This window comes from Lactobacillus sp. PSON (genome assembly GCF_052615405.1).
The window spans coordinates 1-25711 of record NZ_JBQXFW010000003.1 but is presented as its reverse complement, the minus strand read 5'-3'; the positions used below and the strand labels follow the sequence as shown (position 1 = coordinate 25711).

The 25711-nt window shown below is 31.8% G+C and carries 22 protein-coding genes; 9 read left to right on the top strand and 13 right to left on the bottom strand.

Annotated features, from left to right (window positions below):
* Positions 1-76: 76 nt before the first annotated feature.
* Positions 77-1372: an extracellular solute-binding protein gene (locus ACTHPI_RS02065; RefSeq protein WP_445352521.1), complete on the bottom strand. Its 1296-nt coding sequence runs from the start codon at positions 1370-1372 to the stop codon at positions 77-79.
* A 242-nt stretch (positions 1373-1614) separates the two neighbouring features.
* Between ACTHPI_RS02065 and ACTHPI_RS02060 the strand changes: the two genes are divergently transcribed.
* Together ACTHPI_RS02060 and brnQ are read left to right on the top strand one after the other, a co-directional pair.
* Positions 1615-2052 (top strand): hypothetical protein, encoded by a 438-nt coding sequence (locus ACTHPI_RS02060; protein WP_445352520.1) that lies wholly within the window; start codon positions 1615-1617, stop codon positions 2050-2052.
* 107 nt (positions 2053-2159) lie between these two features.
* A complete protein-coding gene (brnQ, locus tag ACTHPI_RS02055) occupies positions 2160-3515 on the top strand; it encodes a branched-chain amino acid transport system II carrier protein (RefSeq protein WP_445352519.1) in 1356 nt (451 codons plus the stop codon).
* A gap of 163 nt (positions 3516-3678) precedes the next feature.
* On the opposite strand, the gene ACTHPI_RS02050 is transcribed toward brnQ, so the two are convergent.
* The 4 genes from ACTHPI_RS02050 to ACTHPI_RS02035 all read right to left on the bottom strand — a co-directional run bounded on the left by ACTHPI_RS02050 (position 3679) and on the right by ACTHPI_RS02035 (position 7627).
* The gene (locus tag ACTHPI_RS02050) at positions 3679-4677 is read right to left on the bottom strand and encodes an NADP-dependent oxidoreductase (RefSeq protein WP_445352518.1); all 999 of its coding nucleotides are present in this window, start codon (positions 4675-4677) and stop codon (positions 3679-3681) included.
* Between the two features lie 205 nt (positions 4678-4882).
* A complete protein-coding gene (locus ACTHPI_RS02045; RefSeq protein WP_445352517.1) occupies positions 4883-5524 on the bottom strand; it encodes a tyrosine-type recombinase/integrase in 642 nt (213 codons plus the stop codon).
* Positions 5525-6361: 837 nt separating this feature from the next.
* On the bottom strand, positions 6362-7186 hold the full coding sequence (locus tag ACTHPI_RS02040; RefSeq protein ID WP_445352516.1) for a Cof-type HAD-IIB family hydrolase: 825 nt from the start codon (positions 7184-7186) through the stop codon (positions 6362-6364).
* Between the two features lie 174 nt (positions 7187-7360).
* A complete protein-coding gene (locus tag ACTHPI_RS02035) occupies positions 7361-7627 on the bottom strand; it encodes a hypothetical protein (protein ID WP_144356224.1) in 267 nt (88 codons plus the stop codon).
* Between the two features lie 232 nt (positions 7628-7859).
* Between ACTHPI_RS02035 and ACTHPI_RS02030 the strand changes: the two genes are divergently transcribed.
* The 5 genes from ACTHPI_RS02030 (at position 7860) to ACTHPI_RS02010 (ending at position 13343) form a co-directional block, all read left to right on the top strand.
* Positions 7860-8984, top strand: a complete 1125-nt coding sequence (locus tag ACTHPI_RS02030; RefSeq protein WP_445352515.1) for a low temperature requirement protein A — start codon at positions 7860-7862, stop codon at positions 8982-8984.
* Between the two features lie 139 nt (positions 8985-9123).
* Positions 9124-10884 (top strand): 1-deoxy-D-xylulose-5-phosphate synthase, encoded by a 1761-nt coding sequence (locus ACTHPI_RS02025; protein ID WP_445352514.1) that lies wholly within the window; start codon positions 9124-9126, stop codon positions 10882-10884.
* 208 nt (positions 10885-11092) lie between these two features.
* Positions 11093-11782, top strand: coding sequence for an N-acetylmannosamine-6-phosphate 2-epimerase (locus tag ACTHPI_RS02020; RefSeq protein WP_445352513.1), 690 nt, complete (start codon positions 11093-11095; stop codon positions 11780-11782).
* Positions 11783-11864: 82 nt separating this feature from the next.
* A complete protein-coding gene (locus tag ACTHPI_RS02015) occupies positions 11865-12686 on the top strand; it encodes a MurR/RpiR family transcriptional regulator (RefSeq protein ID WP_445352512.1) in 822 nt (273 codons plus the stop codon).
* Positions 12687-12689: 3 nt separating this feature from the next.
* Positions 12690-13343, top strand: coding sequence for a DNA alkylation repair protein (locus tag ACTHPI_RS02010; protein WP_445352511.1), 654 nt, complete (start codon positions 12690-12692; stop codon positions 13341-13343).
* Positions 13344-13345: 2 nt separating this feature from the next.
* Here the strand turns inward: ACTHPI_RS02010 and ACTHPI_RS02005 are convergent, their stop codons facing one another.
* Entirely contained in the window at positions 13346-14230 is an 885-nt protein-coding gene (locus tag ACTHPI_RS02005; protein WP_445352510.1) for a LysR family transcriptional regulator, read from the bottom strand.
* Positions 14231-14333: 103 nt separating this feature from the next.
* Between ACTHPI_RS02005 and ACTHPI_RS02000 the strand changes: the two genes are divergently transcribed.
* Positions 14334-15791 (top strand): FAD-dependent oxidoreductase, encoded by a 1458-nt coding sequence (locus ACTHPI_RS02000; RefSeq protein WP_445352509.1) that lies wholly within the window; start codon positions 14334-14336, stop codon positions 15789-15791.
* A gap of 69 nt (positions 15792-15860) precedes the next feature.
* Here the strand turns inward: ACTHPI_RS02000 and ACTHPI_RS01995 are convergent, their stop codons facing one another.
* The 3 genes from ACTHPI_RS01995 to ACTHPI_RS01985 all read right to left on the bottom strand — a co-directional run bounded on the left by ACTHPI_RS01995 (position 15861) and on the right by ACTHPI_RS01985 (position 19708).
* Entirely contained in the window at positions 15861-16760 is a 900-nt protein-coding gene (locus tag ACTHPI_RS01995; RefSeq protein WP_445352508.1) for a DUF7916 family protein, read from the bottom strand.
* Positions 16760-18100 (bottom strand): PTS sugar transporter subunit IIC, encoded by a 1341-nt coding sequence (locus tag ACTHPI_RS01990; RefSeq protein ID WP_445352507.1) that lies wholly within the window; start codon positions 18098-18100, stop codon positions 16760-16762. The genes ACTHPI_RS01995 and ACTHPI_RS01990 overlap by 1 nt, the downstream gene beginning before the upstream one ends.
* A gap of 168 nt (positions 18101-18268) precedes the next feature.
* Complete coding sequence (locus tag ACTHPI_RS01985) at positions 18269-19708, bottom strand: FAD-dependent oxidoreductase (protein WP_445352506.1); 1440 nt, start codon at positions 19706-19708, stop codon at positions 18269-18271.
* 619 nt (positions 19709-20327) lie between these two features.
* On the opposite strand from ACTHPI_RS01985, the gene ACTHPI_RS01980 reads away from it, so the two are divergent.
* Complete coding sequence (locus tag ACTHPI_RS01980; RefSeq protein WP_445352505.1) at positions 20328-20627, top strand: type II toxin-antitoxin system HicB family antitoxin; 300 nt, start codon at positions 20328-20330, stop codon at positions 20625-20627.
* 222 nt (positions 20628-20849) lie between these two features.
* Here the strand turns inward: ACTHPI_RS01980 and ACTHPI_RS01975 are convergent, their stop codons facing one another.
* The 4 genes from ACTHPI_RS01975 to ACTHPI_RS01960 form a co-directional block, all read right to left on the bottom strand.
* The gene (locus ACTHPI_RS01975; protein ID WP_445352504.1) at positions 20850-22010 is read right to left on the bottom strand and encodes a cysteine desulfurase family protein; all 1161 of its coding nucleotides are present in this window, start codon (positions 22008-22010) and stop codon (positions 20850-20852) included.
* Positions 22011-22139: 129 nt separating this feature from the next.
* On the bottom strand, positions 22140-22829 hold the full coding sequence (locus tag ACTHPI_RS01970) for a hypothetical protein (protein ID WP_445352503.1): 690 nt from the start codon (positions 22827-22829) through the stop codon (positions 22140-22142).
* A 208-nt stretch (positions 22830-23037) separates the two neighbouring features.
* Complete coding sequence (locus ACTHPI_RS01965) at positions 23038-23760, bottom strand: hypothetical protein (protein ID WP_445352727.1); 723 nt, start codon at positions 23758-23760, stop codon at positions 23038-23040.
* 304 nt (positions 23761-24064) lie between these two features.
* Positions 24065-25711: mucin-binding protein (locus ACTHPI_RS01960; RefSeq protein WP_445352502.1), on the bottom strand; the 1647-nt coding region annotated here is incomplete at its 5' end.

The following is a 25711-nucleotide window of genomic DNA, read 5'->3' as shown; positions in this document are numbered from 1 at the left end:
ATATTGCGACACCTTATGCAGTATAACATAAAAACCTAGCTTCATTAACTAGAAACTAGGTTTTTATAATTATAAGTTATTGTTTCCAAGCAGCTTCAAATTTAGACTTGCCTGTGTTAATTGCATTATTAATATTTTGTCCCTTTTGAGCAGCTGAGAATATATTTTGTAAAATGCTGTCTAATTGTGAATAAGCAGCATTTGAATTCTTTTCTACAGGAATGCTGTATAAATGCTTCATAGCACTTTCAAGCTTTGCAGGAAGCTTAATACTCTTGTTTGACTTGTATTCATTTGATTTAATAGCTGCATTATTAACTGGAATATAACCAGTAGCATTTGCCCATTTAAGCTGACTTGATTTAGATACTAAGTATTTCATATATTTAAATGCGGCAGCTTTTTGATCAGCATTTGCATGATTGAACATGTAAATATCAGTACCTTGTTGCATAGTATATTCACCAGGACGAGCAGCTACATCGTAAGTAAACTTATTACCTACACTTTGCTTAACATATCCTTCTCCAGCAGAAGTTCCGATGTACATTGCTACTTTTTCATTAGCAAAAGGTCCTGATAAGTAATGCTCAGACCCTGCTACTCTGAAATAACCTTTCTTAATTCCATCAGCGTAGTAGTTAATCACTTCTTTAGAAGCTTTGCCAGTAAAGTCTACTTTATTGGAGAAGTTGATTCCCTTATCTTTCATACCAAGTACATAGTAGTTAGCAAGAGAGTCAAAACCAGCCCCTACAACTTGGTGATGGCTTTTTTGGTAGATAGTTTTAGAAACGTCTTTTAATTCTTCCATAGTTGTTGGAACTTTTTTAATACCGTATTTCTTGAACATATCTTTATTGTAAGTTAAGCTTTCAATTGATTTGTTAAAAGGAATACCGTATTGGATGTTTTCAATCTTAGCACCATCAAGTAATTCTTGGCGAATGTCTGATTTTTTACTACTGCCCCAACCTACATTTTTGTTGTTAATGTATGGAGTTAAGTCCACTAGCATTTTGTTTTTTGAAGCCGTATAAAGCCAGCCAGGATAAGCTTGAGTAATAGTTGGTAAGTTGTTTGGAGATTGCAAGGTAGAGTTGATTTTTGCTTGAAGATCAATATAAGAACCTTGGCTCTCTAACTTAACATTGATTTTTGGATTTTCTTTTTCAAAATCCTTTGTCAACTTTTGTAAAGTTGCTAGTTGAACACCGTGCATCCCATGCCAAAATACTACATTAGTTTTCTTGGTGATTTTTTCTGGAATCTTAGCAGACTCTGAGCTGTTTCCACTCTTAGAACAAGCTGCAGTACCAATCAAAGCTAAACTTGCAATTGCTGCAACGATAGTTTTTTTACCAAAACGCATTAATTAAATCCTCCTCAGATGAATAACAAGTTATTGATTTTTATCTCATACAACCACAATATCTTGTGGTCTAAATCAAAATGCGTTTTTTATTTTACGGTAAAATCAACCAAAATACAAATATATTTTTTAAAAAATTTATAAATAGATTTTGCATAGAAACTATAAATATTATTGCTCAAAGCAAAATGCTCAATTATAATAATTCATATCCAAAACTAGAAAAGAGTAAAAAATATACTATGAAAATTGAAAAAGTTGATAATTTTTATCGAATTCTATCTTATGCAGATACTGTTGATTTAGATAATCTTTCTCCTGTTGAATTTGCAACGCTTTATTTAGTTAAATATAAATATCATGAAAATAAAACTGAGGATACAATTCAATTGCCACATGATGAGCTAAGTCTTGAATTAATGTTAGAGTATATTAATCTGACTGAAGCTGATTCTTCAGTTGATCGTGAATTTGTTAAGAAAAATCAAGATTTAATTGATTTGTTAAGTAAAAATAAAGAAGATTCTTTAGCTTTGGCTTTAAGTATGGGAATTGAGATTTTTGATTTAATGAATTTATTTTGGCAACTTAAAAAAATGGGTCTTTTCAGTATTGAGTATAATTTTAATACTGAAAATCTTACTGTGACACCGACTACTAAACTTAAAACTTTAAGCTAAAATAAATTGACTAAGCTTAGTAGATTCTGTATTCTAAAAATAATAAAAACGTCTCTAATTTAGAGGCGTTTTTTAAATGAATTAATTTACAAAGAAGGAAGTTGAATATGACTGATTCAAAACTAACAGTTAAAAAGATGCTAATTATTGCATCTTTGATATTTGGAATGCTGTTTGGTGCGGGAAACTTAATCTTTCCAGTACATTTAGGACAGCTTGCGGGTAGTAAATGGCTTGATGCAAGTGGGGGTTTTATTGCATCTGGAGTGTTATTACCGCTTTTAGCTTTACTTGCGATTAGTATTACTCGTTCAGATGGAATTTATGATTTAGCTAAACCTATTGGTGTCAAATATGCATCTATATTTTTGATATTTATTCATGCTGCTATTGGACCATTTTGTGCAACACCTAGAACAGCAACTGTACCATATGAAATTGGGTTTGCGCAACATTTTTCTACTAGTGCTAACAAAATTGGTCTAGTTGCTTTTACAGCTATCTTTTTCATCGTTGTATATGCTTTATCCGCAACAGAAGCAAAAATCACAGATCTTATTGGGAAAGTTCTAAATCCGATTTTTTTGGTAATGCTATTCATAATTTTTGCATTAGCGTTTATAAAACCGATGGGAAGTGCGCAAACTTCTGCTGTTACTTCTGCGTATAGTAATGGTGCTTTTGCGAATGGATTCTTGCAAGGCTATAACACAATGGATTGTTTAGCTGCACTAATATTTGGAGTTACAATCATCACTTCTATTAAGGAGCTAGGAATCACAAAACAAAAAGATATTTCATTAGCAACCATTAAAAGTGGTTTTTGGGGTATTTTTGCAATTGCTATAATTTACTTATGTCTTGTATGGATGGGAGCAAGTAGCCTTCATCAATTTAAGTTAGCGGCTAACGGTGGTACAACTTTAGGGCAAATCTCTTATTACTACATGGGAATTGCTGGTAATGCGTTGCTTGCAACTTTAACTACAATTACTTGTTTAACAACTGCTATGGGACTTGCTGTATCATTTGCACAAGATTTTAATCAGCGTTTTCCTAAGTTGTCTTATAAGAATTGGTTAGCACTTAATTGTGGATTGTCTTTTATAGTGGCAAATATGGGGCTTGATACTATTATTGCTTGGTCAAAGCCAGTTTTAATGTTACTCTACCCTCTTGCTATTACATTAATCTTAGTGGCTATTGTTTCACCATTGTTCAAATCAAGTTCAATTGTATATCGCACTACTACTGTTTTTACGCTTATTCCAGCTATCTTTGATATGGCAAATGCTACTCCAGCAGCACTTCATAATACTAGTCTTGTTCAACATATGGTGACTTTTGCACAAAAATATTTTCCACTTTTTGATTTAGGATTTGGCTGGCTTAGCTTTGCTTGTTTTGGTTTTGTTTTGGGAGTAGTTATTCATTTGGTTAAAAAAACTACAGTTAACAATTAATAATAAATAATTTTATATCACTTTACTCACACTTAATAGTGTGAGTTTTTTAATAAAAACAAAAAATAAAACACATACTCTTACTAACAAGTATGTGTTTTATTGCACTTATATAATTTTTCTTGTTTATTGAGGAAAACTAAACCATATAGAAAATTATTTTCTACATCTTAATAATAACTTTACCATTATTATGTCCTTGAGCTACTCTATACAAAGCTTCGCCATATTCATCTAATGAGTAAATGTCTCCTACTGCTGGATGAATTTGTAATTCAGTTAATACTTTAGAAGCTTCAGCAAGTTCGCTACCACAAGAGTTAACAAATAAGAAGTAATAATGTTGATGCTTTTGTTTTGCTAAATGGTCAATTCTTGCACCTAAAATACTGAAGACAAAAGTTTGACCATGAGCAAGTCCTACTCTTTCAGCATATTTCTTATCAGGGATACCTCTAAGTGAAACAATAGTGCCACCGGGTTTCAAAAGTCTCATTTCATTCTTCAAGGCTTTGCCGCCTAATCCATCAATGATGTAGTCAACTTGAGAAACAACTTCATCAACTTTTTCAGTCTTATAATCAATAAAGGTTGTTGCACCTAATTTTTTGACTTCTTCTTCGTGGGCAGAATTTCCACTTACTATAACTTTATAGCCACGATGAACAGCGAGTGGAATAGCCATTTGGCCAAAACCACCGGTTCCTGCAGAAATAAATAGAGTATCACCCGGCTTGCCGTGAAGCTTATTAAGAGCTTGAACAGCAGTTAATGCGTCTAATGGGACAGCAGCTGCTTCTTCATCTGTTAGATAATCTGGAACTTTAGCAAGAGCATGTTTATTTATAACTGCTTGTTGAGCAAAAGAGCCAATTTTTTTAACTGGCATTCTTGCAAATACACGATCACCAACTGAAAACTCTGTAACGTTTGCGCCAAGTTTCTTGATTACACCTACAAATTCATTACCCATGGTTTGTGGAAGTTTATATGGTAGTAAAAACTTCAAATCTCCACGAGCAATCATATTATCAACTGGGTTAACACCAGCTGCTGTAATTTCTACTAAAACATCATTTAATCCTAAGTCTGGAAGATCAATGTCTTCCAGTTTCATCTTAGGATACCTTTTATTATATTTAAGTAATTGTACTGCTTTCATAATTTTCGCCTCGTTATATTTAACCTTACATCTCCAACATAGTTTAGACTAAGATTTAAGTCAAATAATTAGGCTCGTTATAAATTATTTTCTATAAATCAAAATATGATTGTTTTTACATAATTTTTATTATTCGAAACCATCACAAAAATAAGATTATTTATATATAAATGGATTTTTATTAAAAATACAAAATTGGTCTAATTTATCCAAAATCAATCATGTCAAGCAAGTTTTCTCGTTCTTCTTGATCAAGACCGAGATATGCTAAAGTCATTTGTTCAGAGCTATGATTAAGTAATTTCATTACTAATGCAATATTATGATTTGTCTGTTGATAGACACGATAAGCGCCAGTTTTTCTCATAGTATGCGTTCCTAAATAATCAATATGTAAGTTTTTGCCTACTTTGTCCATTATTTTCCAGTATTGCTTACCATCAATATGCTTTTCTGCATGATAAACGCTAGGAAATAACCAAGGGCTAGTGAATACATTTCCGTTAAATGAGGGATGTTTATAACGGGGAATATGACGGGTTTGTTCTTGAAATTCTTCGAGCCAATCAAAATATTCTTCTAAGTCTTCTTGAACAGGCTTTAAGTATAATATGTTACGTTTTTTAGTCTTTTTATCAATTATATAAGCATTCCGTTTTACTCGTCCTCGTTCGTCAAAAACGTCGCTCTTTTTAAGACTTAAAACGTCACTTACTCTAAGGAGTGTAGCTTTACCTACTTGAAAAATTGTGTAATCTCTTTTTCCGGTTCCTTCATTATTTAATAGTTCTTGTTGAACTGACTTTAAAACCCATGAGTCTTTAATCGGTTTAACTTCTTGCTTCATTGTATGTAATTCATTCCTTTTTATTTATTATTATAGGGAGTTATATTTTTATATATAAAAATTATATCACCCTATTGAAATGTAATCTAGCTAATCACTTGTAATATCAAGGATTTCTGATAAGTAAGAGGGAGTTATAATATAGAAATAACTCCCTATTTTGGGACAAAATAAAAAATTAAGACTAAAATAGATCTTAACTCTTAAATTTGCATTCTATGAGTCAAAATGATAACTTATTAATCAATTTAAATGAACTTGACCTTAGAATTGCGATGTCAGCATATCTTAAATTTTAAACTAAAAATAAAAAAACTCACTAACAAAAAGTAGTGAGTTAAATTTATTTTTAAGCTTGAGTAACTGTTACAGTTATTATTTTTGTATCTGACCATGGACTACGTAAATTTCCTTGAAGTCCACGAACTTTTACTTCATAAGTTCTACCTTTGACAAAATATAAATCATCATTCTGGTTATTGCTACCTCCAAATTCAATACCAGTCTTATTATTAGTTAAAATTGTGTGCCAGTCACTCTTTCCTTTAATACGATATGCAAGTTCATAACTATCTATTGTAGAGTTTTCATTCCACTTAGCACTAATATAAGGTTCATCACTACCATTATCATCGTAATAACTTAGGGATAGCTTTGGTGCTAATAAAGTCTTGTCATTATTAGATGATAATGCATAGTAGGTGAATTTAACATCATCATATAATTCCAGCTGAAGCTGCTAGTGTTAACAATAATTTTTTCTTCATAATAAAATAAATCTCCTTTGAATTTATCTTATCATGATTAAAAATATGAAGATATAGTTCATTTAAATTTTTATTTTACATCTTTATCTTCATCTAAATATTCTCTAAGAGTCTGGAAAACTCCATCTTCGGTATTTGCAGGCGCAATGAACTTGGCATGCTTTTTAGCTTCATCCATTCCATTAGCCATCGCATACGAATATTTAGCTAAATCTAACATTGAAATATCATTTCCACTATCACCAAAAGCAATTAAATCATCTCCAGTTAAGTCAAGATCAGCTAAAAGCTCTTTTAATCCATTGCCCTTACTTACTCCATATGAGTTAACATCAATTGCCCATTCTGAAGAAGCAAAAAATGAAAAAATATTTCCATATTTAGCGCTGAATTCGCGTTCAATTTCTTTAGCAAATTCACTTTGATAATGGAAAGTCATTTGAATAAGCCCATTATTCGGTAATTCATTCCAATCATCAATTTCTTGAAGTTTTCCTGCAAAATAGGCTAAGAACTTCTTAGTTTCTTCAGAAGCATCCCTATTAATAAAAGCAGTATCCCGACTAAAAACTACGGTTGCAAGTCTTCCATATTTTTGATAAACAAAATTAATTAACTTAACAACATCGTTTTTATTCATTTCAGTAACTTGGGCTTCTTTGTCATTAACCATGATTCTAGCACCATTAGTTGTCACAAAGTCCATACGCTTATAAAAATCAGCGAAATCTTTTTTTAATCTAGCATATGGTCGACCAGATGAAACAATAAAATTAATATTTTTATTTTCTAATTCTGTCAAAATTCTATCAAATTCTTGATGATCGTATTCACGTTTATCATCTAAAAATGTTCCATCCATGTCTACAGCTACAGCTTTAAATGGTAAAGTCATTAGCAACCTCTTTCATATAAATAATTTATCAAATACATACTCTTTATTTAAGCATACTTAAGAATACTCTGCCAATAATTTAGCAAAAATAAAAACTTTGCAATAAATCAACTTATTGCAAAGTCTTTTTTGAAGCAGTTCAAAACTATAAATCTAATTGAAGCTTTTTTAGGATTAATTAGATGATGAAATTTTGCGGTAGCCAAAGTAAAATTGAACACATGCCAGAACTACATTGATCCAATTCAACCAAATAAAGCAATTTGCTAGAGTATTTGCATCATGGCTTACGCCATAAAATACCCAAAAGCCAATAATAATGCAAGCTACGTTAATCCAAGCAAAAGTACGTTGATAAATTTGCTTGTTAAGTACAAACCACATCCAAATAACGTTTACAACAAACCAAATTAATAGAACCCAAAATACAAATGAGAACATTTTAATAACCCTCTTTCAATATAGAAACAAAAGCTTTTTCATATGCTTCAATCCTATTGTTGAGCATAATAGCTTAAAACTCAAAGAAAATGAACTAATATATATTATTTTAAGTAGTAAATTAACACTTAATTGTCATATTTATTCTAAATTGATAATTTAAAGTTTGAATAAAAGAGGTTAAAATTAAGATATAGTAAGTAATTTAATAATTATAGAAAGCGTTAAAAAATTGAATCAAGCACTCAAGGAAAAACATGTTTCAAAAATTTCTCTATTCTATGATTTAGTTTTTGTCTATATGATTTCAAGAACTACAGAAATAATTCATCATTTACATAATGGAATGGTTTCACCGATGACTTTTGGATTATTTGCCATTATTGTTTTAATTTTTATTAGTTCATGGATTGTACAGACTATATTTACCAATCGTTATGGAAAATCGAGCTGGAGTGATATTTTCTTTTACTTTTTGGATATGATGATTCTATTATTTATGTCGAATTCCTTTGATAGTAATAACTTAAAAGAAATGCGAGTTTTATTCATTTCAGCTGGACTCTTATCTTTAACTTTAGCTAGTCATTATTTGATTACATATTTTCAAGTAGCAAATAAAATAGATAAAAAAATTACGATTACCTATTTTGAGTTTTTAATGGTAAGAGCGGTTTGTCTGTTTATTGGTGGAGTTTTAGACAATTTAATTGGATTTTTGATTGCAGTTGGAGGATTACTCTTAAGCTGGATTATGCCAAGTTTAATAAAAAACTATACTTTAAAACATCCTATTATCTTTTCTCACTTTTTAGAAAGATTAAATTTGTTGATAATCATCATTTTTGGAGAAACAATTATTGGAACGGCAGATTATTTTAGACCTAAAACGTTATCAATTTTTTCAGTGATGATTTTTGGAATTGTAGCTGGACTTTTTCTATCATATGCATTGCAATTTGATTGGTTGATAAATGAGAATCAAAAAGATGATACGGGAAACTTATTAATATATTTGCACTATTTTATCATTTTTGGAATTAGTTTATTGACTGTAAGCTTAAAATTTATTCATGAAGAAGAAGCCAATTATATTTTTGCTGTAAGTTGTTTATATTTTGGTATTTTACTGATCTATTTTGGATTGCTATTAGCTAGTCATTATAATAAGAAGGTTTATCCTTTAACAGTGAAAACAATTCTGATGTTTTTATTAACTGTTTTATTCGGATATGGGATTTGTCTATATAACTCTAGTTTTGAAGTTATTACAATTACAACTTGTTTAGTTGTTATTATAAATTGTGCGTATCTTTCTAAATTGGCTTTAAACGGCAAAAAGACTATTGATATTTAATTTGCATTGCATTAAGCAATGCTTTTTCATTATTCTTTATAGTTATAGATTCTAATAAGTTAGAAATATTTGAAAAAGCAATAAATTGAATTTACAATTAGTAAGTAAATATAGTGATAAATAGAAAGAAGTTAATTGTATGAATAAACATTTAGACTACTTATTAAATAAAATTCATTCACCAAAAGACCTTAAAAATTTGGCTCATAATGATTTAAAGAAGCTTGCTAAAGAAATTAGAAATTTAATTATTGAAAAAGATGCTGCAGAAGGAGGACACTTAGGACCTGATTTAGGTATTGTTGAAGCAACTATTGCTTATCATTATGTTTTTAATGCTCCAGAAGATAAAATCATTTGGGATGTTAGTCACCAAACTTATCCTCATAAAATGCTTACTGGACGGTCTCTTGCATGGCTCGATCCAAAGCATTATAAAGACGTTACTCCATATTCTAACCCTGAAGAAAGTCCATATGATTATTATGCAGTAGGTCATACTTCAACTTCAGTTGCCCTGGCTACTGGTATGGCTCGAGCACGTGATATGCAAGGCGGACATGAAAATATTGCTGCTCTTATTGGAGATGGTTCCTTAACTGGTGGACTGGCTTTTGAAGGCTTTAATAATGCTGCAGATGAAAAACATCAACTTTTGATGATTGTTAATGATAATCAAATGTCCATTGATGATAATGTAGGTGGTGTTGTAACGGCTCTTAAGAAGCTTCGCGATTCCAATGGTAAAACAGAAGATAATCCATTTACTGCTATGGGATTGGATTACAAATATGTGGCTGATGGAAATAGTATTAAGGCTATGATTGAAGCTTTTGAATCAGTTAAAGATATTGATCATCCACTTGTATTGCATATTAATACTTTAAAAGGAAAGGGTTATCAACCAGCCATCGATCATAAAGAGGCTCACCATTGGGTTTTACCATTTGACTTGAAAACAGATAAAACTACTGTATCAGCTCCTAAAACTCCAAATGTTTCTTCAGTAACACTAGATATTTTGAAAAAGCATATTGAAAATAAAGAAAATATTTTAGCAATTAATGCCGCTATCCCGGGTGTTTTTGGTTTAGATGAAATTAAAAAGAATTATCCTAATAATTATAAAGATGTCGGAATTGCTGAACAAGAATCGGTTGCCTTTGCCGCCGGTGCTGTTAAAGAAGGAGTTGTTCCTGTTTTATTTGAAAACTCTACCTTCTTACAGCGTGCATATGACCAGCTTTCTCATGATGTTGCAGCTAATAACTTACCGGTAGTAATGATTGTTGCTGGTGGTGGAATTAGTTCTCAGTCAAAGACACATTTAGGGATTTTTGATAATACTATGATTTCTAACTTACCTAATTGGCAATATTTGGCCCCTACTACATTGAATGAACTTGCTTCAATGCTTGAATGGGCAATAAAACAAAGAAAGCAGCCTGTTGCCATCAAATGGCCAGTTAATCCAGTTCCTGAAGGTAGCAAGGTAAGTGAAGATTATAGCGAAATTCATTACAATGTTGAAGGCGGTTCTAAAGTAGCGATTATTGGTTTAGGTGATTTTTATCAATTAGGTCAAAAGGTTCGTGCAGGATTAAATGAGGAAGGTATTGATGCTAGTTTGATTAATCCAAAATCTGCTTCAGAATTAGATACTGCTACTCTGGAAGATTTGAAGAAAAAGCATGAATTAGTTATTACTTTGGAAGATAATGCTATTGATGGCGGTTATGGTCAAAAGATTGCTAGTTTTTATGGTCCAAGTAAAATGATGGTTAAAAATTACGGTGCCAAGCGTGAATACACTGACAACGAATCAAAATCTTCAATTTATAGACGCAATCACTTGGAACCCAAGCAAATTGTTGCAGATGTAATGAATATTTTAAAATAAGCATATTAAAACTTCATCTCTATATAGGGATGAAGTTTTTAGTTGCGCTTAAGTAATAACAAGCTATTAATTTTTAAGCAAATGCTGACAATGTAACCGCTTGTAATAAATGCTCAAAAATAATATACTTACACTAATATTAATAATTATAAAAGTCACCAATAAAATTTATAATAAGTATTTTGCTTAAAAGAAAGCTGGGTTTATTTTGAATAATGATTTTTTTAAAAAAACAAAAGGAAAGTTAATAGTCTCCTGTCAAGCTCTTAAAGATGAACCACTTTATAGTTCTTTTATCATGGAAAGAATGGCTTGGGCTGCTGAACGAGCTGGAGCAAGTGGCATTCGGGCTAACTCTGTAGTTGATATTCAAGCAATTCAAGATAAAGTTCATTTACCTATTATTGGTTTATTAAAAATTGATTATCCTGATTCAGATATCTATATTACTCCTACCATGAAAGAAATGCGTAGGATTGCAAGTACTGGCGTCCAAGTTGTAGCATGTGACGTTACAGGACGCAAACGCCCACATAATGAAAAACTTGCTAATATTGTTAAACAAATGCGTGAAGAATTTCCTGATACTCTTTTGATGGCTGATACTGCTACTCTTGATAATGTTAAAGAAGCTAATGATCTAGGTTTTGATATTATTGGTACAACCATGCATGGTTATACTCCTGATAGTCAAGGATTAAATATTGCAGATAACGATTTTGAGTATCTTAAAGATGTGCTTAAAATTGCTAAGGGTAAAGTAATTGCAGAAGGTAAAATTGATACTCCAGTAAAAGCTAAAAAGTGTATTGACTTAGGCTGTCACGCGGTAGTAGTTGGAGGAGCTATTACTCGTCCACAACAGATTGCTACCAAGTTTGTAAAAGCTTTAAATTAATTTTTATGCTAAAATACTATACATGTAATTTATGGATGAGTACTAACTCATCCATATTTTTATAAAAATTGAGGTTAAAAATATGGATTTTATAACAAAATTGGAAAATATCATACCATCATTACCAACACAAGAAAGAAAAGTTGCTTTATTTATTATTCAACAGCCACAAAAGGCACAAAAGTTGAATATTACCGATCTGGCTAAGGCTGCAGAAGTTAGTAATGCAACTATCACCAGATTAACTAGAAAACTAAATTGTAAAAACTTTGCAGAATTAAAATTAAATTTAGCTAGTCTTGGTACATCACTATCTTCTACTATTGACACTACAAAGGATGAAACTCTTTATGAAGTATACGAATTTTATAATCGGGTTTTAAAAGAAAATTGGCAAAAAATAAATATTGAACAACTAAAGAAAGTCGTTAAGTTGATTCAAATCTCTAAAAGAATTTATATCTTTGGAATTGGAAGTTCAGGTTTTACCGCTCAAGAAATGAACCAACGTCTTCTTAGAATGGGAATTTCAACTTTCGCTATTACTGAAAGTTCAAGCATGTATATGTCTAGCAGTATTATGAATAGTGATGATTTAATTATTGCTATTTCTTCTTCTGGAAATACTGATGAAATCAATTCTTCAGTTAAGCTGGGAAAACAAATGGGTGCTACAATTGTGGGAATTACCGGATTTAGTGATAGTATTTTAGCTAGAATGGTTGACATACCGATCCTAGTAAAAAGCACTAATTTTATGAATGATGCTCGTTTTGTAAATTCACAGTTTTCAATTATGTATGTAATTGATTTAATTACTACACTTCTTTTGAAAAATGATGATTATCGTCAAAGAATGTCCCATACAATTAATATGGTTTTGAATAGAAAGCTAAATAAGTAAAAAATGTTTGAGAATATTAAAGTAAAATTTGAAGAAAAAGCAGATTCCACACAAGCTCAAATGCTTAAAAAATATATGCGTAATCAATTTGATTTTTATGGCTTGCATTCACCTACTAGAAGAAATTGCTATCATGAATTTTTAAAACAAGAAAAACACAAAAAAGAAATAGATTGGCAATTATTAAATGAAGCATGGGATGATAAATATCGTGAATCACAATATTTTGTATGTGATTATTTAATTGCTATGCAAAAATATCTTACTTATGATGATATGCCAAAAATAGAAAGATTTGTTCGTTCCAAACAATGGTGGGATACAATTGATAGTTTAATTAAACCAATTGGATCATCAGGGTTACGTGATAACAGAATAGATGCCTTAATGCTTAAGTGGTCTCAGGATTCGGATTTATGGATTAGACGAGTTGCTATTGAACATCAACTACTTCGTAAGGATAAGATGAATGTTAAGCTTCTTGAACAAATTTTATTAAATAATTTAAACAGCGATGAATTTTTCATTAATAAAGCTATTGGCTGGGCCTTAAGAGATTATTCTAAAACTGATCCTAATTGGGTAAAAAGCTTCATCTATCAAAATCAAGATAATTTAGCATCCCTTTCAATCAAAGAAGGCAGCAAATATCTCTAGTCTCATAATAAATTTTTTATCTCTTTTCTTTTACTATTATTTTTTAAGTAAATACAAGTAATTGAATATTGCTGAGAGTTATTATTAATATCCAGAGGCAAATAATTAATCAATCCATTGTCAATTACTGTTTCTTGAATTAATCCATTAGGGTAATATGCAATTGCTTGATTTAAAGATACAATCATTTGCATCTGCTCTAAAGCTGACATACGAGCTAAATGAATATGGTCTATTGTAGATGGTAAAGAAGAAATAAATTCTTTTTTCAAATAATGGGATTCTTCAGGAGAATAATATAAGATTGGTTTTTGACTTAGCTCTTTTATTGGAAAAGTAGCTAATTTACTGTTTTTATTTAGTTTGCTGACTCCCATTACCATTTGATTTTTATAAATTACTTTACTTTCTAAACTGGAATTAATTTTATTGTGGTTACCATATTCAAGGATTAACGCACAATCTAAAATTTTAAGTTTTACATCTGAAATCAAATGTTCAATGCTTTCTTCTACAACAGTATATTTAATGTTACTACCATCTTCTTTTGCTTTTATAAGTTTTTTCATAAGCAAATTACCTTCAAAAGGTGAAAAATATCCAATTTTTAATTCACAAAAAGGATTAATCTTATGGTTTTGTAACGATCTGACATTAATATCAAAATTATGCAGCATATCTTTAATTTTTAAATAAAATTGTTGCCCAACTTCTGTGACGAAAATTTTATTATTTTCTCTCATAAATAATTGTAAGTTCAATTCATTCTCAAGTTTTTTCATACTTTGAGAAACTGCCCTTTGAAAAATATACCTTTTCTCAGCCGCTTTTTGAAAACTACCCATTTCTACAACTGTTTCAAATAATCTTAATCTATCTAAGTCCATACCCGAACCTCTTTCTTCTAGTCTAGTAATATTTACTCAGTTTATAAAACCGCTTTCTTTATAATATCATATAATTAAAGGAACAATTAAAGGAGTAAATATTATGAATTTAAGCAAAAAGAAAACTTATGATGTAGTCGTTATTGGTTCGGGTGCTGCAGGACAAGCAGCTGCACTTACTGCAAAAGAAAATGGCAATTCAGTTTTAATGCTTGAAAAAGGTCGTCATACTGGAGGAAGTGCTAATTACAGTGAAGGATTATTTGCCGTAGACTCTTATCTTCAAAAAGAAAATAATATTAAAGTATCTGGGACTGATGTTTTAAAAGAAGAAGTTGAATATTCAAAATATAAAGCTGATTCACGTATTTGGAGAAAATATATTGATTCTAGTAGTGAAAATATTAAATGGCTTCATGATGAAGGTGTCCAATATGAGGGTGTACAAGCCATGGGAGCAGGAGAAGCAACCTGGCATATTTATAAAGGGTTTGGAAATGGTGTTATTCATAATTCATTAGAACCTAAGTTTGAAAAATTAGGTGGAGAATTGTTAACTTCTACTTCTGCGATTGATTTAAAAATTAACATGGATAATACTAAAATAGTCACTTTAAGGGATGAAGTAAGCGGTAAAGTTGAAGATATTACAGCTAAGGTTGTTATTTTAGCTGGCGGAGGATACTTAAATAATCCTGAATTAATGGCAAAATATACTGATTATGATTTAAATCGTCTTATCCCAGTATCATCTGGAAAAGGAACTGGTGATACCTTAAAACTTGCTTGGAAAGCTGGCGCACGAAAATATGGCTTAGGAATGGCAATGCTTTTTGGTGGTTATTTAAAAGATCCTGATGAACCTTCATTTAAGATGATGGGGAGTCAAATGAATACAGCTGCTGGCCAGCAACCACTTTTATGGTTAAATGAAAACGGTGAAAGATTTGTAGATGAATCTGTAATTTATAATTTTAGTATGGCAGGTAACGCCCTTTATACTCAAAATCAAGTCTACAGTATTTTAGATACTGGAGTAATTAAAAAAATGGCCAAAGATGGTAATTTTATGGGGTTAGGAATTTATGTTAAACGCGGACAAAAGATGGATAAACTCCAAGAAGAAATTGATAAAGCAATTGCTGATGAGAAACCATTTATTTTTAAAGCTAATACAATTGAAGAATTAGCCCATAAAATGAACCTACCTGTTGAAAATGTTACTGCAACAATTGCTAAATACAATGAAGATGCTAAGAATGGTAAAGATAGTTTATACGGTAAAGATTCAAAATATATGATTCCTATTGAAGAAGGTCCATATTATGGTTTTAAACTTAATATAGGTGCATTTTGTACAATGGGTGGTTTAAAAGTTTCTCCTGAAAATGAAGTCGAAAATACCGATGGTGCAGTTATTCCTGGTCTTTATGCAACCGGTAATGATGCAGCAGGATTAACTGGAGATACATACGGTCCAAACATGCCGGGAACTTGCGCAGGATATGCTTTTTATTCAGGTAGAAATGCAGCCCAAAATGCAGAAAAGTATTTAAAGTAACTAATTTAATATGATTATTCATTAATAATAAAAAATCCTACTAACCAAATTGCGGCTAGTAGGATTTTTTTATCGATTAATTGAACGAGCCATACGGCTGATTGTATGATTCATTCCACGGATTGTTTTACTTAATTCAAAGATCGTATCAGTCGGAGGAACAACACCCCAACCTGCATCTCCAATATGCTGAATATCTACTCCACAAATTTTGTTTTGCAGTGCAATATCGTGAACTGTTTGAGCCCCAGAACTTTCTTGGCTAGTTCCGATTGTACTCATTACTAAAGCTCCATATTTGTGAGCGATTTTAACTATTTTGATTAATTCTGAGTTAGTAAATCCTGGTACGGTTCCAACCGCAGGTACTAAAATCACATCAGCTCCAGCTTCAATAAAGCTTCTTACAGACGTTTCATCAGCTACTGGCTCATCTACACCTGCTCCATGCATTTTTCCTGCTATAATCAATCCTGAGAAATTTTTCTTTGCTACTTTAATTGCTTTTTCAATCATTTTATTAGTAACGCCAGTTCCAGGATTACCAGTAAAACAAACAAAGTTAAATCCTAATTCTTCTGCCTTTTTTATTGATTCTGTGGTTGCTTGTCTTCCTTTCGATATAGTTAGCTTAGTGGACTCCATTTCTGCGTTTTCATCAACTGGTTCTAAATTAATACCAATTGGTCTTCCTGTTAATTCCTTTAATCTAATTATAGTATCTCTTGGATTATCTACATTTAAGCCTTCTATTTTTGGATTAAAAGTATCAAATAAATTAAGTAAGATTAAATCTGCTCCAAAGGCTGCTGCAATTTCTGAAGTAGTTAAGTTATCAATTGTAGATTCAGTAACAACATTTTCACTTAATACTGTTCGTCCCTCGCTTGCCTTTATACTTTGATATAACTCTTTGCCATTCATTTTTATAATTTCACTTGCATTCGCACTTATTAATCTAGTAACCATTATTTTTCTCCTGTTTTCTTCTCATTTAATAATTGACGCTTATTAATTGCACCGATAAACGGTAAATAAATCAAAATATCTAAAATAATATTGATTATTTGTACAATTGATCCTGAAATACTATTCGTTGCTAGAAATCCTGAAATAATCGGTGGGGTTGTCCATGGAATAACAGATCCATTACATAAAGGAACAAATCCTAGCTTCATAGAAAAGTAAGTAATAATTGCATTAATTGTAGGCGCAATAATAAATGGAATAATTAACATTAAGTTTAAAACAACCGGTAAACCAAACATTGTAGGCTCATTAATATTGAATAAACCCGGCACAATGGTCAATGGTGCTAAAACTTCATTTTGTTTGCTTGCTCGTTTTTTCCAAACAAAGTATCCAATGCATAATACCAAACCAATTGTAGCTCCAGATCCACCCATATATACAAAGTTGTCAATAAATGGCTGAGTAATAATATGACCACCATGCTCTAAGTCAAGATTACCTGCTTGATTAAGAACACGATTGGCATCTGTTTGCATTAGCCAAATTGGTTGAAGAGCTGTATTCACAACATTTCCACCGTGAATTCCAACAAACCAGAATAAACTTACCAAAATGATTGAAATAATTGTTCCAAAAAGTGTATTTCCTAAAAGTCCTAATGGTTTAGATAAGATATTCATAATTGCATCATGAATATTGCCCCATCCTGTCCATGCAAAGAGCCAATATACACATCCGGCAATTAGAATTACTACTGCGGCAGGAATCAAAGCTGAAAAACTCTTTGCAACGGCTGGTGGAACAGTAGCCGGCATTTTAATTTGAATATTATGATTAATAAACCATTGAAAAATCCATGCTGATATAAGACCAAAAATGATTGCGACAAAAAGTCCTCTACTTCCTAAATATGCATAAGGAAAACCTTCTGCTGGAGTTTTGTCTCCACTCATAATACTTGGAGTTAGAATAAAGAAAGTTGATGCTGAAATTATTCCTGCAGATACACCATCTGTTTTACATTGGTTAGCATAGCTCCAAGCAATACCAAAAGCAGAAATCAACCCCATGATGCCAAATGAGCCATTACTAATTTTAGCTAAAACTTGGAATAAACTAACATTGTGTACTGTAGTCTTAGTTAAAAAGTCACTCCAACCAGGAATTGGAAAACCTGAAACAATCATTGCAAATGACCCTACAATAATCAATGGCATAGCCATAGCGATACCGTCACGAACAGCAACTAAGGGTTTAAAGCTTCCAATTTTAGCAGCAATTGGCATTACATGAGTATTTACCCAAGCATTTAAACCGCCTGATTCTTTATTGTTCATAATCTATAATCCTTTCTTTCAATTATTGACAATTATTCATTTTGGTATATACCTTATTACAAATATAATAATATCATAAAAGCGCTTTTTATACAAGGATTATATTATTGAAAATAATAAGCGTTGATAGTTACACTATCAACGCTTATCTTAAAAAATAGTTCAATACTATTTACTTATTGTTTGAACTGCTTTTCTCCCAGAATAAATACAAAAACCAGCTTCAGTACCTGGAACAGTTACATTATAAGTATCTCCAACTAACATCCCTGATGCATCAGCCCCAACTGCAAATAAACCTGGAACTGGGTGTCCTCCGTTATCAAGAACTTCGCAGTTTTCATTAATTCGAATTCCGCCTAATGTACAATAAGCTCCAACTCCTAGTTCAAAAGCATAAAATGGCGGTTTTTCAATTGGGTAAAGATACTTTACATCTTTTTCAAAATCTTCATCAGCACCAATATTAGCTTCTTTGTTATAGCGCTTAATTGTTTCATCTAAATGAGGTAAATCTAATTCTGTAGCAAGCTGATAAATGGTATTAGCTTTAGTAATAAATCTCATCTTTTTATTTTCGACACTTTTAACTTCATCTTTTAAATCACTTAATTTTGTTTTATCAGATAAAGGTTTCAAACTTCTAGGTAATTTTTCAGCTAAATGATCAATTGTTCCTTGATCCAAAATTGCATAAACTTTTTCTTGTTGAATTAACGCATTTCCTGCATATGACCAAGTATCAAAAATATTCTCATTTACAAAACGATTTCCTACTTCATTAACCCATAAAGGTCCCATTTCACAAGTTGCTATAGCTAAATCATTCTTCCAAAATTTATACGCAGGAACATCCTCAGCTTTTAATTGTCCTCCAAATAACATTACCGTACCCATTTTAAAGCGCTTAGCTCCAACTTCCCAAGCCATTCTCAGGCCTGAACCATCACTTTTACCTGAGTTAACTGGAATTATTCGATTAGCATTTTTATTTGAATAGTCAATAAGCATTTCTCGATTATTCAAATAGCCACCACTTGCAATAATAACGTTATGAGTTTGAACTAATTTAATATCTTTATTTTCATAGTTTTGTACAATTACCCCATTAATCAGCCCATCCATGTCTTGGGTAATTTTAGTTACAGCTGCAGAAGTAATAAACTCTACTCCATGTTTTTTAGAGTATGGTTCCATCTTATTATGAATAGCTGTTTTGCCTAAGCCATCAAACAAATGCCAAGTTTTAAGTCCTGAGCCAAGTGATGTCACTTCTTTAAACTTAATACCTAAATTTTCTAACCATTCAATATTAGCACTAGAGTTAGCAATATAATCTTTTAAAATACGGGTGTCAGCATCATAATGTGAAAAAGTTAATTCATCTTGTAAAATTTTATCCTGTGTTAAATGAATTCCCTCTTTATCTTGCATCTTACTGCCTACTGCAAAAATACCTTCAACGTAATTTCCACTGCCACCAGTAGTTCTACCTTGTTCTACAACTAAAGTTTTTAATCCATTCTTAGCAGCTTCTACGCTAGCAGCTTGGCCAGATAAGCCACTACCAATAATAATTAAGTCGTATTTATCATTTTTTGGTAACATAATTTGCCTTCTTCATTAAAACTATAATTACAATTTAATTTTAACGCTTACATTGTTTTAATTATAGAAAAAAGCCTTACTAACAGCGTTTATCCAACAAACAATAAAATAATTGGAAATATTTTCACTTTTTATTTGAAAGCACATTCATTTAGCGCTATAATTTTGAAGTGGAGGGATGTTCAACTCCTACACTAACATCCCTTCCATCCCTTATTACTCTTTTATATATTTTTATCATTCTATACATTATAATTTTTTAAACTATAGTTTGGTATATTTTTTACTAAACTTTCTATTTCCATACTATAGTTTTTAATTTTTACCCACTTATACTTTTTAATTAAGAAACCCAGCATCTTGAAATTCAGGATACTGGGTTTTCTTTTGATCTTTACTAGGTAATAATAGTATATTGTCTCTGTTATTTTTCTGTCAAAAATACCTATCAAAATATTTAATTAATTATTTCTTTTATTTTTATCGACAGTTAATAGTTAAAATTATTATGTTTTTTTATTAACAAAATTAATCTTATTCTTGACACATACATTAATTATTTATATTTTAATTAACGAAAGGAGTAATAGATGTAAATATATCATCTTTTAATGAAACTATGCAAAAAGATAAAATTGTCGTTTTCCCTATTATTATCACTAAAACTAGTGATTCTAAAGTGAAATATACTGTTCATGTTCCCGACCTTGATAGAGATACTCAAGGAGTTGATATTGTAGATGCAATTGATATGGGTAAAGATTTAATTGGAACTATGTCATTAGTTGAAAAACTTCCAGAAAGTAATACTGAACTTCCAAAAGTTGGTAAGGATTCAATTGCTATTCTCGTTACCGTAAATATTTCCAAATATAAGCGAATGAATTTGGATAAAACCAAACTTCATTATTTGTCTTGATTTTTTCATTTTGCATATTTTTGTATTGAAAAATCAATTTTTTCATATTATTTAATCCTTCCATGTTATAATCAATGTATGAAAAGGAAGGGAGTACCGTTCTCTCCCCTTTCAACTACCACCATTTTTTAATGGTAATTTTAAAGTTTATAGTCACAATTAGAAGTTTTACATTTAGTTTAAAACCCAGTATCCTGAATTTCAAGATACTGGGTTTCTGTTTTATTTATTTCTATTTTTTAAACGTGTAATAATCTTAGTTAAAGTTTCAACTAATTGATTAATATCGTCTAATGTATTTTCAATTCCAAAACTAAATCTCAATGATTCCCAGACACGAGGACTATCTTTTCCATACATTGAAATTAGAACATGAGATGGGTCAAGAGACCCTGCAGTACATGCAGAACCGGCTGCTCCAACGATTCCATCAAGATCGAGATTAGTTAGTAAGACGTCAGCTTTAATCCCTTTAAACCAAATATTAATAACTTGTGGAGCCATTTGTGAATCTAATTGACCATTAACTTCAAATTCGATTCCATTCTTAGTTAACCCATCAACTAATGAATGTTTAAAGCTAGCATACTTATTAGTATTTTCTTCAAGATTATTCTCTTCATAATGAAGCTTAGCAGCTGTAGCAAATCCAGCAATTGCTGGCACATTTTCAGTACCTGCACGACGCTTTAATTCTTGATCTCCACCTTGCACAAAGGATGGTAAATCAATTCCATCACGTTCATATAAAAAGCCTAATAATTTTGGCCCATTAAGCTTATGAGCAGAAGTTGATAATAAGTCAATATTCATTTCTTTAACATCAATTGGAACAGATCCATAAGCTTGAACTGCATCAGTATGGAACCATGCATTAGTTGGTTTTACAATTTCACCAATTTCCTTAATTGGGAGCAAACTACCAACTTCATTATTAATCATCATAATAGTGACAAGAATAGTGTCGGGACGAATTGCTTTTTTAAGTTCATCTAAGTCAATTTGACCATTTTCATCAATATTTAAATAAGTAACTTCAAAACCTTCATTCTCTAAACGTTGCAACGGACGAAGAACGGCTTCATGTTCAAACTTAGTACTAATAATATGTTTACCTTCGTTTTTACGGAACATAGCAGTTTGCATAATGGCAGTGTTATCACTTTCTGTACCGCCACTTGTAAAAATTATTTCCTTATCTTCCGCATTAATAGTTTGAGCAATAGTGTGTCGACTAGTTTCAAGTATATTTTTAGCCTCACGACCATAATAGTTAGTTGCAGAAGCATTACCAAACACGTTGGTCATCATCTCTGTCATTGTCTTAACAACTTCTGGAGCCATAGGAGTAGTTCCAGAATTATCAAGATAGATTCTATTCATAATTTATCATCCTTCTCAAAGTTTTAGATACCTTATATTATATCACTGATAAAAAGTAAGTAAAGGCTAGGCAATATAAAAGGTCTCAAAATCAAACTTTGAGACCTTAATATTATTAACTTATAAAAATTAATACCAACCATTTGTTTGCCAAAAACTCTTAGCTGCACTCCATGAGCCATAATGAGATTTAACATAGTTATCAGCTGTTCTTTCTTGGTTAGCTGCGGAATAATCTCCGCCTAAATATGATGCAGATAATTGATATTTGCCTATGTATTGACCATTATTTGCAGAATATGAGCCTCCTGATTCACGACTTGCAATCCAAGCTTTAGCATTAGCTTCTGAACCAGTTACAGTTGAAGTATTATTTACTGTTTTTGATTGAGTTGGAGTTGAAGATGTAGTTTGAGTATTAATTGAAGTGGTTTGTTTAGAAGATGAAGTTTGTGATTTATAGCCCTTATTTGTATTAACTACTGAATTTTGTGTTTTGTTTTTTACATGAATCGCAGTATTGGTAACTTTAACCCATTGGTTTTTTCCTAAATCGTACCACTTATTTCCTTTAGAATCATATGCAGTTTTAATGACCTTCCAATCAGTATTAGCTGATAATACTTGACCAGTTTTCTTAAGTGTATTGTAGTCACTATACACTGGAGTAGAAGTACTTACTGTATATACTGTTGTATCATTTTCTACAACAGCTGCATCTGCAGTAGAATTTTCAACTTCATTAATTGCTACAATACCAGTAGCAGTGAGAGCTACAGTAGCCAAAGTTTTAACTAAAATTGCTTTATTATTCTTCAATGGACTTTTCTCCTTAAATAAAATCATGTTATGTTTTTATCTCTCGTATCTCAATTGACATTTTTTATGTTACAACTAATAATTGTCAAAACAATAATGAAAGCGTTACCTAAGTGTTAAAAAATATGTCAAAATTTGTCATAATATTACATCTTGTAATAAAAAACTCCAAGACTATTGTCTTGGAGTTAAGTAATTTAAATTTTTATTAATACCAACCATTTGCTTGCCAAAAGTTCTTAGCTGCACTCCATGAACCGTAACGTGATTTTACATAGTTATCGGCTACCTTTTCTTGGTTAGCAGCAGAATAATCACCATTTAAGTAAGATGCAGATAACTGGTACTTACCAATGTATTGACCATTAGTTGCAGAATATGATCCACCTGATTCACGATTTGCAATCCAGGCCTTGGCACTAGCTTCTGATCCAGTTGCAGTTGAAGTGTAAGCTGATGAAGTTTGGGTAGTTGATTTTGGTGCAACATTATAAGATTGAGTATTTTGATAGTTAGTCTTATAGTTTTGATTAGTTTGTGAACTAGGAGTATAAGTTTGTTGTGATTGAGCTTGTGAATTATAGGTTGGTTGAGTTGTTGTCTGCTGAGTTTGGGTATTTTGTGCTTTAATCGAACTTGCTTGTACCCATTGATTTTTACCTAAGTCATACCATTTTTGACCTTGAGAGTCATAAGCAGTTTGAATAATTTGCCAATCAGTATTAGCAGGAAGAATTTGACCTGTTGCTACTGGATTTTCATAACTATTATAAACAGTAGTAGAAGTAGTGGTGGTATATACTGTTGCATCATTTTGAATAACTGCAGCTTCTGCTTTTTGATTATCATTATTATTGTTGGCCGCGACTAAACCAGTAACGGATAAAGCTGCAACTGCGATTGTTTTAGTTAAAAATGATTTTTTCAAAATTATTCTCTCCTTAAATAATTAAATGTTTTATTCTCAATAATTATTATCAACATCTATATCAGTTGATGTTTTATATAATACCGAGTAAAAGTTGCAGAACCATCACAGAAATATCACGGAGAAGTTAACGATATATTTCAAAAGTGATTTTTTTGAAATAATTGTAATAATATATAGTAATCTAGTAATATTTGTAATTTAGAAGAAAAAATAAACTGTATTGATATCTATGAAATATAAAAAGCAAGATGTTCTTTTGACATCTTGCTTTTCTGCAATCAATAAATATTTTTATTTACTTGATTTAATCCTTCTTACGACGCTTCTTCACTCCTGCAAGTCCAATCAAACTGAGTCCTGCTGTAGCTCCTCCTAAAAGTGCTGCTGCAGTGTCTGTGTTCTTTTCACCTGTTTGTGGAAGTTGCTTTGTGTAATGTGGATTGCCATTCTTATCTACATAACCAATGATCTCACCATTTGGTGCAACAATATTGCCATTTGCATCTACATGTTCTCCATGTGGTCCAATATTATTACTCCAGCCATTTACGCTTTGGCCATGTGGGGCAACATTATTGTTCCAATATCCATTTTGGGCATGTGGAGCATTGTTGTAGTTGTAATTATTAGTCTTCTTTGGTGTTGAAGGCTTTGGCTTGTTGCTATCACGATGCTTCTTTGGTGTCTTTGGTTCTTCTGGCTCTTCATCTGGTGTATCTGGTTCATCCGGTTCTACTGGAGTTGTCTTCTTTGTGTAGACTACTTCAGTATCCTTTGTTGGATCATCTGGAGTTACTGTACTTTGACTTGGTGTATAACCTTCAATGATCGGAACATTTTCATCTGGTACTACCTTGGTTGGATCGTTTGGATCGTTCTTGTATTGTGGTGTTTCTGCTCCTGGGATTGGGTTATGATCTGGATCCACTGGAACGATCTTGCCGATCTTGTGGTAAACAACTACTACATTTGCATTTGGATCATTTGGCGTTACTGTCTTGCCACCTGCTGTCTTGATCTCAGCTACATAACCCTTGATTACTGGAACATTAACTGTACCGAATGTGTAGCTGTTTTCACTTGGTACTCCATCTGTGATTGTAAATGTGTGTGTTTGTACATCTGAATCTCTAAGTGGAGTGTTGTTATTGTCTCCATCTACAAAGGTGATCGTTTGCTTACCTACCACTGTAGTTACTGATGGTTCCGGTGTTGGGGTTACTGGAGTAACTGGAGTTGTCTTAGCAGTGTAAGTTACAGTGTATTCACGATTGATGTTGTCATCTGAACTAGTTACTGTATCTCCACCAACTACACTTCTATCAGCTGTATAACCATCAATAATTGGTGTATTGATCTTGTTATAAGTTTGACTGTTTGGAGTCCAGCCATTATCCTTAGCAACTTTACCAGTTACCTTATCAATTACTAAGTGGTGTTCAAATGTAACTGTAGTTACGCTATCTTTTGGAGTGTTGTCTCCGCCACCGACATAGTGAACTGTTTGGGTACCAGTCTTAGTCAAACTATCCTTATCAGTGTTACTTGGCCACTTAGGTCCATCTGGATCATTAGGGTTGATCGGTTCACCTGGCTTGCCTGGGTTAGTTGGATTTACTGGAACTGTATCATGTTCTACATAAATTGTTACATTGGTATTGCCCTTAGTTACTTCACCTGGAATAGTTACTTCTGGGTTGACTACCTTGTAGCCCTTGTTTTCAAGATCAGTGATTGTGGTCGTCTTATCATAAGTGAACTTAGTACCAGCATCAACACTTCCTGAAGTCTTACCATAATCTGGAATGTCCTTACCAGTTGTGTTGTCATGAACAATTACAGTAATTGAACCCTTATCTGGAGTTGGGGTTACTGGATTGAATGGTACTGGAACATCCTTGCCTGGATCCTTTGGATCTGGATTGATATTGTTTCCTGGCTTATTGTTTGG